Genomic DNA, 15,696 nt, shown 5'->3' with positions numbered 1-15,696 from the left:
AACCTCAGGGGTTGGGGCGGATGATCGCCATCCGGGTGGTGGTGAGCTCTTCGATGGCGAAGCGCGGGCCCTCGCGGCCGCTGCCGGAGTCCTTGACGCCGCCGTACGGCATGACGTCGGAGCGGAAGCCGGGAACCTCGTTGATCACCACTCCGCCGACCTCCAGTTGGTCGATTGCTTCGAAAGTGGTCTTGAGGGAGCTGGTGAAGACGCTGGCGTGGAGACCGTAGCGGGAGGTATTGACCGTGGCGAAGGCGGACTGCAGGTCGGGGACGGAGCGGATCGCGATCACTGGGCCGAAGATCTCTTCGTCCCAGATGAGTTGGCCGTAGGGTGGGTCGAGGAGAACGGTGGGTTTGATGATCTCTGACGGGTCGGTGGTGTCGGTCGGAGATGCGGAGGGCCGCGCGTTGGGCTCCACCGAAGTTGCGGAGGCAGAGAAGCTGCTTTCGTCTGTGAGGCGCGGGTGGGCGAGGGTTGCGCCGGCGGTGAGGGCGTTGGCGATCCAGGCGCGGACTCGGGTCGTGCTGGGGGTGTCGATGAGGGCCGAGACGCGGGTGGCGGGGTCGCGGGGGTCGCCGATGGTTACCTGGTCGAGGCGGGGAATCAGCTCGGCGAGGAAGCGCTCTCGGACCGAGTCGACGACGATGACTCGTTGGACGCTGATGCACGCTTGGCCGGAGGCGTAGTAGCCGCCTCGTACTACGGCGTCGGCGGCTGCGGAGAGGTTGGCGTCGGCGGCTACTACGAGGGCTGAGTTGGAGCCCAGCTCGAGAAGAACCTTCACCGGGGCGGCATCTCGGGCTATCTGGTGACCGACCTTGGCTGAGCCAGTGAAGGAGACCGCGCCGATCCGGGGATCTCTGGTGAGGGTGGAGCCTACGTCTGCTCCGCCGGTTACCAGCTGGACTGCGGCGGTTGGGGCCTCGGCTGCGGCGAGGGCTTCTCTGACCAGGTGAACCAGCCAGAGAGTTGCGAGCGGGGTTTGGGGAGCGGGCTTGATGATGACCGGGCAGCCTGCGGCCAGGGCTGGCGCGAGCTTGTGGGCGGCGAGCAGCAGCGGATAGTTGAAGCCGGTGATGCCGACTACCACGCCGATCGGCTTGCGCACCCAAAAGCCTTGCAGGCCGTCGCCGCTTGGGAGGAGGTCGAGCGGGACAGTCTCGCCGTGGAGGCGGGCCACTTCCTCGGCTGAGGTTTCGAGGGTGAGCAGAGTGCGCTCTACCTCGACTCGGCAGTCGACCAGGGGCTTGCCTGTCTCCAGGACGAGTAGATCGACGAAGGCGTCGCGGTGTTCGGTGACGGCAGAGAGCGCTCCCTGCAAGACTTTGCGCCTGGTGTGGGAGGGCAGGCGGCCAACCTCAGAGCGGACGGAGAGAGCGTTCTCCAAGGCTTGTTGGGCGAGTGCGACATCGCCGATGGGGGCGTCGGCAACCACGCTTCCGTCGTACGGGAAGTGCACTGGGGCGGTGGACGGTGCCGGTACCCAGTCGGAGCCGATCGGAAGTCCTTCGGGGAAGTTCATTCGGTGGCTCCTCTCAGGAGGTCCGCGGTGGTCGCACCGGCCAAGGCCCGGGGCAGGGTGGGGATGGCGGAGACGAGACGGCGGGTGTACGGGTGGGTGGGGGTCGCGTAGACCTGCTCGGTCGGGCCGGTTTCGACGATCTCGCCGGCGTGCATGACGGCGACGCGGTCGCAGACGTGTTTGACGACGGAGAGGTCGTGGGAGACGAAGACCAGGGTGAGGTCTAGTTCGTCGACCAGGTCGGAGATGAGGTTGAGGACCTGGGCCCGAACGGAGACGTCGAGAGCGCTCACTGGTTCGTCGGCGACGAGGATGCGCGGGCGCGGGGCGAGAGCGCGGGCGATGGAGATGCGCTGGCGCTGGCCGCCGGAGAACTGGTGCGGGTAGCGGTCGCCGGAGTCCGGTGAGAGGGCCACTGCTTCCAGGAGCTCCGCTACCCGGGCGCCGGAGGCTGGATGGCCTTGTACTACGAGAGGTTCGGCGATGATGTCGCGGACGCGCATGCGAGGGTCGAGGGAGCTCATCGGGTCCTGGAAGACCAGTTGGAGGTTCTCTCGGAGGAACTTCAGGCGGCGCTCGGGGAGTCGGGTGATGTCGGTGCCTTCGACAACTACCTGACCGGAGGTGGCGCGGTCGAGGCCGGCGATCAGGCGGAGAAGGGTGGACTTGCCGCAGCCTGATTCGCCGACGATGCCGAAGCGTTCGCCGGGTTGTACTTCGAGGCTGACGCCGCGGAGGGCGTGGATGGTGGGTGCTGGTTTGAGGAGCGAGGTGCGGGGGCGGGGGTAGGCGCGGTGGAGGTCTACTACGCGGATCGCGGGGGTCGGGTTTGGGGTGAGGGTGGTTGGAGTCTGGTCGGCGGATGCTGGGCGTCGTTGCTGGTCGCCGAGGCGGTCGGGGTGATCGGTGTCTTGGGGTGTGCGGTCTGGGGTGCGGTTGGTCGGAGCCTGGTCGGCGGAGGCGGGGCGTTGTTGCTGGTCGCCGAGGCGGTCGGGGTGAGGGGTGTCTTGGGGTGCGAGGTCCGGGGTCCGGATGGTCCGAGGCTGGCTGGCGGAGGCGGAGCGTTGCTGCTGGTCGCCGAGGCGGTCGGGTTCAGAGGTCGCTTCTGTGGTGGGGCGCAACTGCTGGTCGCCGAGGCTGTGGGGCGCCGAGGTGTCTCGGGGGGTGGGGTTTTGGTCAGGCATGGGTTGGCTCCTGGGGTGGAGCGGGGTGGTGGCAGGCGAAGCCTTGGGTTTCGGTGCCGGTCCAGGGTGGGGTTTGGGCGCAGACGTCGGTGGCGTGGGTGCAGCGGGTTCGGAAGACGCAGCCGGAGGGGAAGTGGCCGGCGGCGGGGACGTTGCCGGGGATGGTGGGGAGGCGGGCCGCGGCGGATTCGAGGTCGGAGGCGGCCAGTATGCCTTGGGTGTAGCGGTGGCGGGGGTTGGTGAAGATTTCCGCCACTGGGCCGGACTCGACCACGCGGCCGCCGTACATGACCAGAACGCGTTGGCAGATGGTGGCGACCACCGCGAGGTCGTGGGTGATGAAGAGCAGGGCTGATTCGCGGGCGGCGACGCCTTGCATGATGAGGTCGAGGATCATCGCTTGGACGGTGACGTCGAGGGCGGTCGTCGGTTCGTCGCAGATCAGTAGGGCGGGGTCGTTGGCCAGGGCGAGGGCGACGACTACTCGTTGCCGCTGGCCACCGGATAGCTGGTGGGGGTAGGCGCGCGCGGTGTCGGCGAGGCCGACTCGGTCCAGGAGTTCGGTGGCGGCAGTACGCGCAGCGCGGCGGCCGGGGACTGTGTGGTGGATCAGCATGGCTTCGGCGACTTGGTCGCCGACTCGCATGGTTGGGTTGAGGGCGGTCATTGGTTCCTGGAAGACCATCGCCAGGTGGCGGCCGCGGACCCGGGACATTCGTCGTTCGTCGGCACCGATCAGTTCGTGCGAGACACCCGCAAGCCGCACGGAACCGGCGGCGTGCACGTCTTCCGGCAACAGGCCGATCACGCTCAGCGCGGTGAGCGATTTCCCGGAGCCCGATTCCCCGATCAGCCCGACCCGCTCCCCCGGGCCGACGGTCAGGTTCACATCCTCGACCAGCGTCTTGTCCCGCACTGTGACCGTCAGGCCCCGAACGCTCAGTACGGCGTCCCGCGCGGCATTCTCCGCCCCACCCGGTCTGTCGCTCGCGCTGCCCAGTACGTCGGTCATCGCCGGTCCTCCAGTTTCGGATCGAACCGGTCACGCAGCCCGTCGCCCAGCAGGTTGAACCCTAGGACGGCGATCGCGATCGCCACGCCGGGGAACACCGCCAGCCGCGGGGCGCTGAACAGGAACTCCTGACTCTCCTGCAACATCCGTCCCCAAGAAGGTGTTGGCGGCGGCGTTCCGTAGCCGAGGAACGACAACGCTGCCTCGGCCAGTACTGCGATCGCGAACGATACCGAGGCCTGTACGGTGATCAGGCTCGTCACGTTGGGCAGCACGTGTCGCACAGCGATCGGCAACGGTCGCCGCCCGGCAGCGCGGGCCGCGAGCACGTACTCCGTTCGCATCACCTGGAGCGCCCCACTGCGAATCACCCGCGCGAACGACGGCACCGTAGCGATGCCGATGGCAACCATCGCCGTCAGCGTGCTTGCTCCGAAGACCGCTCCGAACATGATTGCCAGCAGCAACGCGGGAAACGCCAGCAGCAGGTCGTTGAACCGCATGACCACTTCGCTCGTCCATCGCCGGCTCATCGCGGCAAGAATTCCGACCGGTACGCCGATCACCGCCGCGACTCCGACCGCGACCAGCCCGACGAACAGCGTGGTCCGCGACCCGACCATCAGCTGACTCAGCACATCGCGGCCGAACTTGTCGGTGCCCAGCCAGTGCGACCAGGAAGGTTCGGCCAGCCGGATCGCCGGGTCGACCAGGGTCGCGTCGTAGGGGGTCCAGACGAAGGAGAGCAGCGCGGCCACCACGATCAGACCGACGATCGCCGTACCGACGACGAGGCTCGGGTTCCATCTCCTCATCGCTCGACCCGCAGTCGGGGATCGAGCGCGACGTACAGCAGGTCGACGAGGAAGTTGACCACCAGTACGGCGACGACGAGCACCATCACCACGTCCTGCACCAGCAGCAGATCACGATTGGAGACGCCGTCGAGCAGCAGGCTGCCGACGCCGGGGATCACGAAGACGCGCTCGACCACCACCGCGCCGATCAGCAACGTCGCCAGCTGCAATCCCAGCACGGTCACCACCGGGACCGCTGCGTTGCGCAGCCCGTGCCGCCACAACGCCGGGAACGGCCGCAGCCCTTTCGCCCGCGCGGTGCGCAGATAGTCCTCACGAAGTACGTCCAGTACTGCGCTGCGTACGTACCGGGTCAGAACGGCGCCCTGAACGAGGCCCAGAGAGAGCGCCGGCAGAATCAGCTGTTTGAGAAACATCCCGGGATCGGACGCGGGCGGCGTCCAGCCGTTGGCCGGCAACCAGCCGAGTTTCACCGCGAACAGCATGATCAACAGGATCCCCGCGAGAAACGCCGGGATCGCGACTCCCACTTGAGAGAGAGCAGAAAGCGCCAACCCGGAGAGCCGGCGGTGCTGCGCGGCCATTACCGTTCCCGCGGGAGCGGCCAGCACCAGCGCGATCACCATCGCGACGACGACCAGCCACAAGGTGACCTGGAACCGATCGGCGATCTGCGGGCCGATGGCAACCTTCGACACGTACGACGTCCCGAAGTCACCGCGGAGCAGACCGCCGACCCAGTCCGCGTACTGCGTGGCCAGCGGCCGGTCGAGTCCGAACTGCTGACGCAACTGCGCGACGGCTTCGTCGGACGCGTTCACGCCAAGCGCCACCCTGGCCGGGTCGCCGGGGAGCACCACCATGAACCCGAAGACGAGCACCGAGGCGACCGCCAGGCTGACCAGCAGCACGGCGGTGCGCTCAACCAGGCGGAGGACCATCAGGAACGCGCTAGGCGGGTCAGGTCGAAGGACTCGGTGATCGCGTTGGCGGGCAGCCCTGTCAGGTTCTTGTCGGCGACGACGAGGTTGGGCAGCAGGAACAGCCAGTCGGCCGCGGCCTGCTCCGACAGCCGTCGCGCGGCCTTCTTCATGTTGTCGACCTGGGCCGCCTCGTCGCCGGAGTCCGCCGCGGCCAGCAGCCCGGCCAGCGTCGGGTCGTCGTACCGGGTGTAGTACTTCGCGTTGAAGACCGCGCCCAGGTCACGCGGTTCGACGTGCGCGACGATCGACAGGTCGTAGTCGGCGTTCTTGAACACCGTGGTGAGCCAGGCGGCCGGGAACTCGAGCTGGTCGATGGTCACCTTCAGCCCGACCTGCTCCAGCTGACTCTTCACCACCTGGCCGCAAGAAGTTGCATAAGGCAACGTCGGGAGCCGGAGCCGGAGAGTGGCGCCGGCCGCGCCCGCCGCCTGCAACGCAGCCGTCGCCTTTGCCTTGTCGAACGGCGCGACGCCGGTCAGGTCCTCGGACCACGGGTCGGTCGGCGGGACCATGCTGCCGATCAGCTTGCCGCGACCCGCGAAGCAGGTGTCGAGCAGCGCCTGGTGGTCGATCGCCTGCCGGATCGCCTGCCGCACCCGCAGGTCCTTGAGCACCGGACGCGAGTTGTTGAACGACAGCACCACCTCGCCGTTCGTCGTGCCCTCGATCACCTGGTACTTCTCGTTGCTGGTGAACTGGGTCAGCGCCTCGGGTGCCTGGACCGTGCCGATCACGTTGATCGTGCCGGTGAGCAGGGCGTTGTTGAGCGCGGTCGGGTCCTTGAAGTACTTCAGCGTGACCTGGTTGAAGAACGGCTTCGTGCCCCAGTACGCGTCGTTGCGCTGCAGCACGATCGAGTCGCCGCGCTTCCAGGTACCGAACTTGTACGGTCCGGTGCCGACCGGATCGGTGGCCAGCTTGCCGACGCCGGTCTGGGAGAACATCGCGCCGACGCGGGTGGTCATCCGGAACAGCCAGCCGTTGCTCGGCTTGGTCAGCGTCACCTGCAGCTGGGTCGGCGACACGGCCTTGGCCTCCGACACGACGTCCATCACGGACTTCAGCGAGGTCGTCCAGGCCGTCTTCACCCGGTTGATGCTGAACACCGCATCGGCCGCCGTGAAGGCGGCGCCGTTGGTGAACTTGGCGTTGTCGACGAGTTCGAAGGTATAGGTCCTCCGGTCCGGCGAGACGGTCCACGACTTGGCCAGGTCCGGCACGATCTTGCCGGACTCGTCCTGTTTGACCAGGCCGTTGTAGACGTTGCCGAGCAGCGCCTGCGGGATGGCCGCGCCGTCGGTGGTGGTGAAGTCGAGGCTGGCCGGCTCGGCCACCAGGCCGACGACGAGCGACTGATCGCCACCGGGAGACGAACCGGACGACGTACCGGAGCCCGCCGAGCAGGCCGTCAACGCCAGCAACGCAGCGGCACCGACCAGTGCGATCGCTCGGGACGAGTACGACTTCATGCGAACTCCTCTGACCACCATGTGCCGCATTTTGCCTGCCTCCCGGCAGCCGGACGGCGGCGGATCGCCGGAACGAGCGGAGCCGTAACTGGTCGGACCAGTGGACTAGGTACCAATAGGCCACTAGGTTTGTCGCTACCGATCGGCCTGTCAAGGCAAAGGGCGAGACCAAGGGGCGCAGATGGCACAGTTCCAGCCCGTGCACACCGTCCGCGCCTACCAGCGGATCGTCGAGCAGATCGAGGAAGCGCTGGTCCGCGGTGAGCTCTCCCCGGGCCAGCGGTTGCCGAGCGAGCGCGAACTGGTGACGCAGTTCGCCGTCAGCCGCTCGACCGTGCGGGAGGCGCTCCGGGTGCTGGAGAGCAACGGTGTCGTGCGGTCGAGACCCGGTGACCCGAACGGTCCGGAGATCCTGCCTTTCTCACCAGGACCTCTGCGCAAGCAGCTGACCAGACTGGCCCGGGTCGACGACCTGACGCTGAGCGAGCTGATCGCCTTCCGGATGATCATGGACGGCGCGGCGATCCAGCTGGCCTCGCGGCTGCGCACCGACGAGCAGCTCGCCGAGATGGAGCAGACGCTGGTCGCGATGCGGGCGGCGATCGACGTCGACTTCACCGCGTTCAGCGAAGCCGACGTCGCGTTTCACGAGGCCGTCGCCCGGGTCAGCCGCAACTCGATGCTGCAGACCTGCAACGAGGTCGTGCGCGGCGTCGTACTCGGCTTGATCTCCGACAAGATCGCGCACGCGGCGAACAGCCGCGCGCTGATGCTCGAATCACTCGGCCACCACGCCGAGGTGGTCGAAGCGATCCGCGCGGGCGACGGCCACGCCGCCGCCCGCCTGGCTCGCCAGAACCTCTACGACTACTACTCCAGCTACGTCGCCGAGCCGGAGCGCGAAACCCTCCGCGCCCTGCTGGACGACTGACCGCTAGTCGGCGTGCTCGAGGACCCGGACCCGGGCGACCTTCAGTTCGCGGCGGGCGTTGGTGACCCAGTTGGAGCAGAGGAAGCGGGCGGCGGTTTCGGGCCAGGCGACCACGACCACCTCCTGGCTCTTGGTGGTGGTGACAACTGTCTTCAGGGCGAGCAGGATCTCGCCGCGGGTAACAGCGACGTCGACCCGGCAGGCGTTGAGGCCGCGAAGTCTTCGGGCGCTGTGCTCGATCACCGCCGGGAGGTCGTACTGCGGATCGGCGAGCGCGGTCCCGGTCGTGGTCGCCGTACGGGCTGGGCTCGCGGCCACCGGCAACCCGGCGACGTCGGCGAAACTGGAACCCAGCAACGCCATCGGGCCACCGATTCCCTCGGTGGGATGACTCGAGACCAGCAGGTGGTAGGTCACCGGCTCGTCGTTTCCAGCATGCAGGGCGGCGACCCTGAGCGCGTCGCCCTCACTCATCTCCCGTTCGATGAGCACCACCACGTCGTTCGTCATGCGTGGCTCCCTTCGCCACTTCCTTTGTAACCCCGGGAGCCGCCGGCCGGAACCGTGATCACCGCATCGGCCGCGAAAGTCACCGAACTCTCACACGGCTCAGGGCGCAGGCTCAGGTCCGGACCCTGGCGCGGGCGTCCGGAGCCAGGGTGGCGAGCAAGTGGGGGGCATCGACGAGGTTGAGGTTGCCCGCGTCCAGCAGGTGCGGGTGGAGGGCGTAGACCTCGGCGCCTGACTTGGGGTCGAGGTCGCCGTTGACGACGGCGACGAAGTCGGCGCGGTTGGCGGCGTCGAGATCCCAGTAACGGTCCGGTTCGAGGCGGGCGGTCAGGCGGCGGGCGAAGGTCGCTACGTCTTCGGTCTCGCCGCGCAGGTAGCCCACGATCGAGTCGTCGGCGCAGCGGACCACGACCTCGTTGGTCCGCGCCGCGGCGTGCCAGCAGGCCACCTCCCACAGGGTGACCCGGTCGCCGGCGCCGTGCGCCTCCTCGATCGCTGCTGCCATCAGCGCGATCGGACCGGCGTACCGCGCGATGTCGTGGCCGTAGCCGGCGGCACCCAGGTTCACGTCGTACCAGCGGAGCTCCTTGGTCCGCAGATCGATGCCGAACGGCAGCAGGATCTTCGCCGGACCGCTGAGGTCGAAGCGCTCTTCCACCGCCGTCGGGTCGAAGAGGCCGGACGGCTGCCGCATCACGCCGGCGAAGCCTCGCTCGAGCCGGTCGAAGGCGACGTTGTTGTAGCTGAAGACGACAGGCAGGACGTAGCGACCGCCGACCCGCTGGACCGCGACCAGGTCCAGATCGATGAACTCGGTCGAGCCCAGCGGACCGGGCGCCGAGGTGAGGTCACCCGAGTGCACCAGCGCGTCCTGGTCGAACCTGTACCGGGTGTAGTCGCAGAGGCCGGCGAACCGCCATTCCTCGTCGAAGACCGCGACGGACAGATCCAGGTCCACCCGGCGCCCGGCCGGCTGGATCCAGTGCAGGAAGAGCCGCAGCAGCTCGTCCTCAGGGATCGGTTGCGCACTCCCCCGGGTCATCCGCAGCAGAGTGGAGGAACTGCCACGCTCGGATCCGGGCGCCGCCAGCCGGGACAGTTCCTCGTCCAGGAAGGCGCGCCGGATCCGCGGCAAACCTGTTGCCCGACGCAACAATTCGCTCATCAGTACTTCGCCCAGCGCCGCGGCCGATCCGGCCGGCAACGGCGCGCGGCCGTCCACTGTGGTCCAGATTCGCGTCGTGCCGCCGCGCGGGAAGAACAACCGCAGGTCGCCCGGCGGAGTCCGGAGCTGGCCGAGCGCGGCGGTGAGGACGACCGGCGAGACGTCCGACACCGCGGTGGCGACCGCTTCGACGAGTGTCGCTTGGGATTCCGGCGGCAGCGTGCGAACAAGGTGAACCAGCCGGCGCAGCAGATCGCCGGGCCGACCGCGCAACAGGTCGAGCGCCAAGTCTGGCCGGCTGGAACTGAACGCGCCCTCGACGCGACTCGCGAAGGTGCTCATGGTGAGCCGGCTGTCCTCCAGCCGGAGCAGAGGATGCAGCGTGGCCTCGCTCAGCACCGCCAGGCCGGCCGGGGTGGAGGCGTCCAGCTTGGTCCGGCGAACGACGGCGAAGGCCAAGGCCGCGACGCGATAGCGGGTCGCGAATTCGAACGGGTGCAGGTTTTCGGCAATTCGCTTCCAGGCGCGCCGGTGCCGCAACATGTCCTCGATGAGGGCCTCGGCCGGCAGTTGGTCCAGCCGGGCCAGTACCGCGCGACGGGTCGCCCGCGGCAGGGAATGTCGGCGTACCGGCGGGGTGCGCAGGTCCGGGGCGGCCCCCATCAGCACATAGAGGAGGCGAAGCGCGTCGGTCGCGGTCTCGACCAGTTCGTCAACCAGGGCAGGGAAACGGGGCAGCAACTCGGCGAGCACGACAGCCCGGGTTTCGCGCACCGGGATGACGTCGGGCAGCCAACTCGGCTCCGCATCGGCCAGCAGCAGCACGAGGTCTGCTCTGTCCCGCTCCGACAATGGGGCTCGCCGGGCCAGCAGCTCGGTCGCCGTACTGCGCGCTGCGCCCGGCGAGGCGAGCGCGAGCAGCCGCAACCGGCCGTTGCGACCTGGCGTCGGCACCTCGTCGAAAGAAGGTTGCAGAAAAGGATCGTCGGGGTCGATGCGGCGGAGGCACAGCGGGCAGGCGCTGAAGTCGGAGCCGTCCCAGCAGGAACGGCAGACCAGGTGCGCGCAGGGCGCTACCGGATGGACCGTCCGGGTCTCGCCGCACAGCACACAGGGCTGATCCGGCTCCTGCAGCAACTGCGCGAAGACCCGGTTGATGTAGAACGTCTCGGTGTTGCCCGGGACGCTCTCGGGGAAGCCGCGGAAGAGCGGGACATGGGTCGCGCCCGCGCCCGGCTCCTGGTCGAGCAGGTCGAGCATCGCCCGGCCGAATCCGGCGAGCGCCAGCGGGCTGAGCCCCGCGCAGTACCGGTAGAGGTCGACGGACAGCAGCAGGCCACGCTCGATCAGGTCTGCCTGGAAGGCCGACAGCCCGGCCGGCGTGGTGAGTGGGCGCCGCAGCCAGCTCCAGGCGGAGCGGCGTACGGGCGGGGTGAGGCCGTCGGTGTCGACCAGTCGACGCCGGCGCAGCAACACTGCAGCGAGCGCGTGCGGCATCGATGCCTCCCCCGGAGTAGTCAGCGTGAAGTGCCAGGGGCGGAGAGCAGACGCGCTACATGCCTGGTTAAGGAGAAGGAAGCACGCCCAGGAGCCGCCCCTGGCAAGAAGAACGCTACCGGGTCGCACCGACAGTTTCAGCGGAGTATCGGCAGGCAGCGTGCGCGTCATCGGGGAGAGACCCCCGGACAGAGAAAGGGTCCGGTACCAGGGTCGGAGCCGCCCCGCCCAAACCCCGGTACCAGACAAGACCAGTCTACGGCCGCCGGACAAGTCCCGTGTCACCGGCTGCCACTTTTGACACTGATCCGCCGGTTCAAACCCTTGAATGCAGCACACCAGTGTCAGTGCTGGTACTGACCAGTCACCGTGCGTTCGATCACATCGGCAGCGGGTGGGCCTGCAGGGAAACCCTCGGTGTCACGAAGAGAAGGTGTCAGGCCACGGATTGTGGTTAAGGTCTCCGGCATGGTGGTGGGGCGGTGACGGAGAAGGCGCGCTGGCGCGACGTGTTCGGGCATCCCGAGTTCCGCGCGCTCTTCGCGGCGGGCGTGCTGTCGGTGATCGGCGACCAACTGGCCCGGGTCGCACTGTCGGTGCTGGTCTTCGAGCGCACCGAATCGGCCGGTCTGACCGCGCTCGCCTACGCGCTCACCTACATCCCGGACCTGATCTTCGGTCCGCTGCTGGCCGGGTTCGCCGACCGGTACCCGCGCCGCCGGGTGATGATCATCACGGACCTCGCGCGCGCCGTCCTGGTGGCCGCGATGGCGATCAACGCGCTGCCGCTGCTGGTCGTCATCCTCCTGCTGGTCGCGTTGCAGGCCTTCGGTTCACCGTTCAACGCCGCCCGGGCCGCCACCCTGCCGGTGGTACTGCCAGGCGACCACTACGTTCTCGGCAAGGCCGCGAACGACATGGTCGTCCAGTTCAGTCAGGTGCTGGGCTTCGGCACGGGCGGTCTTGCCGTGGTCGCCGTCGGCACCTCCGGAGCACTATTGCTCGACTCCGCGACGTTCCTGCTCTCAGCGGCCTTCATTGCCTTCGGCGTTCATCACCGGCCGGCACCTTCACACTCCACCATCGAGGGCGAGCCACGCCGAAGCTACTTCAAGGACCTGGCCGCAGGCGCAGTCCTGGTAGCCCGTACTCCGAGCCTGCGGGCTCTGGTCGCTCTGGCGACCGTCGCCGGGTTCTACGTGACCGTGGAAGGCCTGGCGGTCCCGTACGCCGACGAGATCGGCGGCGGCGCCAAAGCAGCCGGACTCCTGCTGGCAGCCCAACCCGCCGGCGCCGTGCTCGGGATGTGGCTGATCACCCTCTGGCCGCCGGAGCGGCGGATGCGGTTCCTCGGCCCACTGGCGATCGCCGCCTGCGTTCCACTGATCTTCTGCGCGCTCAAGCCGGGCCTGGCCGTGACGGTAGTCCTGTGGGGGCTGTCGGGCGTCGCGTCCTCCTACCACCTCCCGGCCAGCGCAAGCTTCGTCCAGGCCGTCCCGGACCACCAGCGGGGTCAGGCGTTCGGGGTGGCGAGCACCGCACTGAAGAGCAGTCAGGGGTTCGGGATCCTGCTTGCCGGAGTACTGGCCGAGCGGTTCACGCCCTCCCTGGCGCTGGCCGTGATGGGCGCCGCCGGAGTCGTCACCGCGGTAGTGGCGGGCGCCGCCTGGCGGCGCGCCCGCCGAATTCCGGCCGACTCGGTAAAATTCCGGTAAGGAGAATTCCGGGCGGCCGGCTGAGATCGTTTTCCGATATCAGTTCGGCCGAGCGTAAGGCAAAGGTAAAGATTTACCTTTCGTCACCAATCGTTACCGCCAGGTACGGAAGTCGGGACGAACCAGTCGTTGCCACCGGCGAACCAGTCGTTGCCACCACCGGTGAACCAGTCGTTACCCCCTGTGAACCAGTCGTTTCCGCCCTGGAACCAGTCGTTGCCGCCGATGAACCAGTCGTTGCCGGTGCCGGTCGCGCGCGCTGCCTTGCTCATGGTTTTCGACCCTTCGAAGAGGAGTAGTCCGTTGAATGAATCCGGACACAGGGGTGACCTGACGTGAACAGGCCGTTACGATGAACGCATAACCGTTCAGGTCGAACTGTGTGAGGCTCATGATGATTCTGATCGGTCGGAGCAGCTGGGTGCCACCCCGGCAATGGAAGCTCTGGTCGTTGCCGCCTGCGGCGTTGGGATATGTGCTCGCAATTGACGTGATTGCGGTCACGATTACCACACTCGCGGTGCGCTCGACGCTGTCCGGGCCCCATGCCGGCGTCACCTCCTCGGAGTGGGCGGCCTTCGCCGTCCTGGCCGTCGCCTCGGTCCTGCACCTGGAGTCGGCGCGCGGGATCGAGCGCCGCCGGGAGATGGCCGCCAACACCTCACCGCACACGAACCTGAAGTGCCTGTGGGTCTTCGCCAGCCTGCTGTTGCTGCCGCTGTCGCTGGTGATCCCGCTGATCACGCTGATGTACCTGTACTCCTGGTTCCGCGTGTACGGCCGGACCGTCGCCCACCGCAAGATCTTCTCCACGTCGACCTACGTCCTGGCCAGCGCCGCCGCTGCCGCCGTACTGCGGGCGGGAGGGCTGATCGCCGAGCCGCGTGTCCCGGTCAGCTTCTGGACCCTGCTCGTCGTGATCGCCGCCGCGGCGACCTGGTGGCTCGTGAACTACGCGCTGGTGATCGGCGCGATCCTGCTGGCCTCCCCGGAGGCGACCGCCCGCGAAGCGCTGGGCGAGCTGTCCGACCAGCTGGTGGTCTGCGCCGGGCTGGGCCTGGGCGTGGCGATCGCGGCAGTGCAGTCGTCATACCCATGGGTCGTCCCCGTGCTGATGGTGACCGTGCTCGCGCTGCACCGCGACCTGCTGCTCCCGCAGTACCAGCGGGCGGCCGGCACGGACGTGAAGACCGGCCTGGCCACCCCGTCGTACTGGGCCAGCGCGGTGCCGGTCGAGCTCGCACGCGCCGAGACGCTGCGCAGCCAGGTCGGGCTGCTGCTGCTCGACCTGGACAAGTTCAAGGAGATCAACGACACCTACGGGCACCCCGCCGGTGACCAGGCACTCAAGGCGGTCGGTGAGAGCGTCCGCGCCGAGGTCCGCCAGGGCGACCTGGTCGCGCGCGTCGGTGGCGACGAGTTGGCCATCCTGCTGCCCGGCGCCTCGGAGAGGGAGGTGCTCGAGGTCGCGGAGCGGATCCGGGACCGGCTGGCCAGCCTGACCGTCGCGGTCAGCACGACCGGAACCTCCAAGACGATCATCACCGGTGTCCCGGCCTCGTTCGGTGCCGCGGTCTACCCGGAGGTGGCCGGCACCATGGACCAGCTGGTCCTGGCCGCCGACAACGCGCTGCTCACCGCGAAGCGTGAGGGCCGAAACACGATCGTGTCGGCGCAACCACTGCCGCCTGCTGTCGGCGAGCGTTCCGACCAGCCGGTCGGCGACAACTGACCGTCGTACTGCTGCTTCACTGAGCGACATGGGTCAGCCCTCCCTCGAGGCGCTGGTTGCCGGTACTGAACCAGTTCCCCGGGGAGGGATCGCTCTAACCGATGGTCACCGAATCCTGATCAAAGCCTTACCAAGCAGCGACCTGTCCTCGACCGCGGTGTGGGCCTCGCCGAGCTGCTCCAGCGCGAAGGTCCGGTCGATCACCGGCATCAGGTCACCGCGCAGCGCCCGCCGCAGCACGTCCTCACCGGTGACGGAGACTGCGCTGCTGTCCACGCGCAGCTCCATGATCCCCTTCACGGTGATGCCGCGCCGCTCTGCCTCGGCCGGATCGTACGCCGCGAAGCCGCCGCTCGGCGCCCCGTGCGCGGAGAACCAGCCGCCGTCCTTCACGGTGCCGAACGCGACTCCCCCGAGCTCGCCGCCCGCCCCCTCGAACGCGAGGTCGATCCCGTTGCCGTTCGTTGCCTCCAGCACTTGCTTTTCCCAGCCCGCGACGGAGTAGTCGATCACCACGTCCGCTCCCTGTGCCTCGACCAGGTCGAGCTTGGCCTGGCCGCGCGCCGCGGCGACGACATGAGCGCCGGCCCGGTGAGCAAGCTGGACCAGCAGAACGCCCAGGCCGCCGGCCGCGGCCGTGATCAGCACCTCTTTTCCTTGCAGGCTCGGCGCGAGCTGCTCGAGTAGCACTGCGGTGAAGCCGTCCCCGAAGACCGCTACCGCTGTCTGCAGGTCAAGACCGTCCGGCACCTCGACCACCTGGTCGACGGCGGCGGCCGTCAGTTCGGCGTGGGCACCGAAGGCGGCGGTGCGACCGAGAACGGTTCGTCCGATCCACTTGTCGTCCACCTCCGGACCCACCGACCGCACGACCCCGCCGAACGAGTTGCCTGGCACGTAGGGCGGTGTGACGTCGAAGAAGCCGCCGTGGTCGCCCTTGCGGATCGCCGTCTCGACGAAGATCAGGTCGGTCAGTTCGACGTCGACGAGAACCTCGCCCGGTCCGGCGACCGGTTCCGGCCAGTTCCGTACCTCGATGACCTCCGCGCCGCCGAACTTGGTCACTACTGCTGCCTTCATGGCTTCGGGCTCCGTTTCGCGTCCGGTGATGTGGCCGCCAGCCTGCTACCTCAACTAATGTTCAGGTCAAGTCGC

At 68.3% G+C, this 15,696-nt stretch carries 13 protein-coding genes; 3 read left to right on the top strand and 10 right to left on the bottom strand.

Annotation, left to right across the window (positions count from 1 at the left end):
• Positions 1-4: 4 nt before the first annotated feature.
• The 6 genes from OX958_RS13595 to OX958_RS13570 are packed head-to-tail and all read right to left on the bottom strand — an operon-like array spanning position 5 to position 6,991.
• Positions 5-1,525 (bottom strand): aldehyde dehydrogenase family protein, encoded by a 1,521-nt coding sequence (locus OX958_RS13595; protein WP_270137689.1) that lies wholly within the window; start codon positions 1,523-1,525, stop codon positions 5-7.
• A complete protein-coding gene (locus OX958_RS13590; protein WP_270137687.1) occupies positions 1,522-2,709 on the bottom strand; it encodes an ATP-binding cassette domain-containing protein in 1,188 nt (395 codons plus the stop codon). The genes OX958_RS13595 and OX958_RS13590 overlap by 4 nt, the downstream gene beginning before the upstream one ends.
• Positions 2,702-3,721 carry an ABC transporter ATP-binding protein gene (locus OX958_RS13585; protein WP_270137685.1) on the bottom strand — a complete coding sequence of 340 codons (1,020 nt, stop codon included), beginning with the start codon at positions 3,719-3,721 and terminating at the stop codon, positions 2,702-2,704. Before OX958_RS13585 ends, OX958_RS13590 begins: the two co-directional genes overlap by 8 nt.
• Positions 3,718-4,536, bottom strand: coding sequence for an ABC transporter permease (locus OX958_RS13580; protein WP_270137684.1), 819 nt, complete (start codon positions 4,534-4,536; stop codon positions 3,718-3,720). Before OX958_RS13580 ends, OX958_RS13585 begins: the two co-directional genes overlap by 4 nt.
• Positions 4,533-5,480, bottom strand: a complete 948-nt coding sequence (locus tag OX958_RS13575) for an ABC transporter permease (protein WP_270137682.1) — start codon at positions 5,478-5,480, stop codon at positions 4,533-4,535. The genes OX958_RS13580 and OX958_RS13575 overlap by 4 nt, the downstream gene beginning before the upstream one ends.
• A complete protein-coding gene (locus OX958_RS13570) occupies positions 5,480-6,991 on the bottom strand; it encodes an ABC transporter substrate-binding protein (RefSeq protein WP_270137680.1) in 1,512 nt (503 codons plus the stop codon). Before OX958_RS13570 ends, OX958_RS13575 begins: the two co-directional genes overlap by 1 nt.
• A 181-nt stretch (positions 6,992-7,172) precedes the next feature.
• Here OX958_RS13570 and OX958_RS13565 point away from each other — a divergent pair, with 181 nt between their 5' ends.
• Positions 7,173-7,922: a FadR/GntR family transcriptional regulator gene (locus OX958_RS13565; RefSeq protein ID WP_270137679.1), complete on the top strand. Its 750-nt coding sequence runs from the start codon at positions 7,173-7,175 to the stop codon at positions 7,920-7,922.
• Positions 7,923-7,925: 3 nt separating this feature from the next.
• On the opposite strand, the gene OX958_RS13560 is transcribed toward OX958_RS13565, so the two are convergent.
• Positions 7,926-8,432, bottom strand: coding sequence for a hypothetical protein (locus OX958_RS13560; protein WP_270137678.1), 507 nt, complete (start codon positions 8,430-8,432; stop codon positions 7,926-7,928).
• Positions 8,433-8,544: 112 nt separating this feature from the next.
• On the bottom strand, positions 8,545-11,094 hold the full coding sequence (locus OX958_RS13555; protein ID WP_270137677.1) for an MXAN_6230/SCO0854 family RING domain-containing protein: 2,550 nt from the start codon (positions 11,092-11,094) through the stop codon (positions 8,545-8,547).
• A gap of 482 nt (positions 11,095-11,576) precedes the next feature.
• Here OX958_RS13555 and OX958_RS13550 point away from each other — a divergent pair, with 482 nt between their 5' ends.
• On the top strand, positions 11,577-12,809 hold the full coding sequence (locus tag OX958_RS13550) for an MFS transporter (protein ID WP_270137676.1): 1,233 nt from the start codon (positions 11,577-11,579) through the stop codon (positions 12,807-12,809).
• Positions 12,810-12,892: 83 nt separating this feature from the next.
• On the opposite strand, the gene OX958_RS13545 is transcribed toward OX958_RS13550, so the two are convergent.
• Positions 12,893-13,081: a DEAD/DEAH box helicase gene (locus OX958_RS13545; RefSeq protein ID WP_270137675.1), complete on the bottom strand. Its 189-nt coding sequence runs from the start codon at positions 13,079-13,081 to the stop codon at positions 12,893-12,895.
• Positions 13,082-13,329: 248 nt separating this feature from the next.
• On the opposite strand from OX958_RS13545, the gene OX958_RS13540 reads away from it, so the two are divergent.
• Positions 13,330-14,541, top strand: coding sequence for a GGDEF domain-containing protein (locus OX958_RS13540; RefSeq protein WP_270137674.1), 1,212 nt, complete (start codon positions 13,330-13,332; stop codon positions 14,539-14,541).
• A gap of 105 nt (positions 14,542-14,646) precedes the next feature.
• Here OX958_RS13540 and OX958_RS13535 read toward each other — a convergent pair whose 3' ends face one another.
• Positions 14,647-15,621, bottom strand: coding sequence for a zinc-binding dehydrogenase (locus OX958_RS13535; RefSeq protein ID WP_270137673.1), 975 nt, complete (start codon positions 15,619-15,621; stop codon positions 14,647-14,649).
• Positions 15,622-15,696: the final 75 nt, after the last annotated feature.

The organism is Kribbella sp. CA-293567, from assembly GCF_027627575.1.
Lineage (GTDB): Bacteria > Actinomycetota > Actinomycetes > Propionibacteriales > Kribbellaceae > Kribbella.
This window is presented reverse-complemented; position numbering and strand designations above follow the sequence as displayed.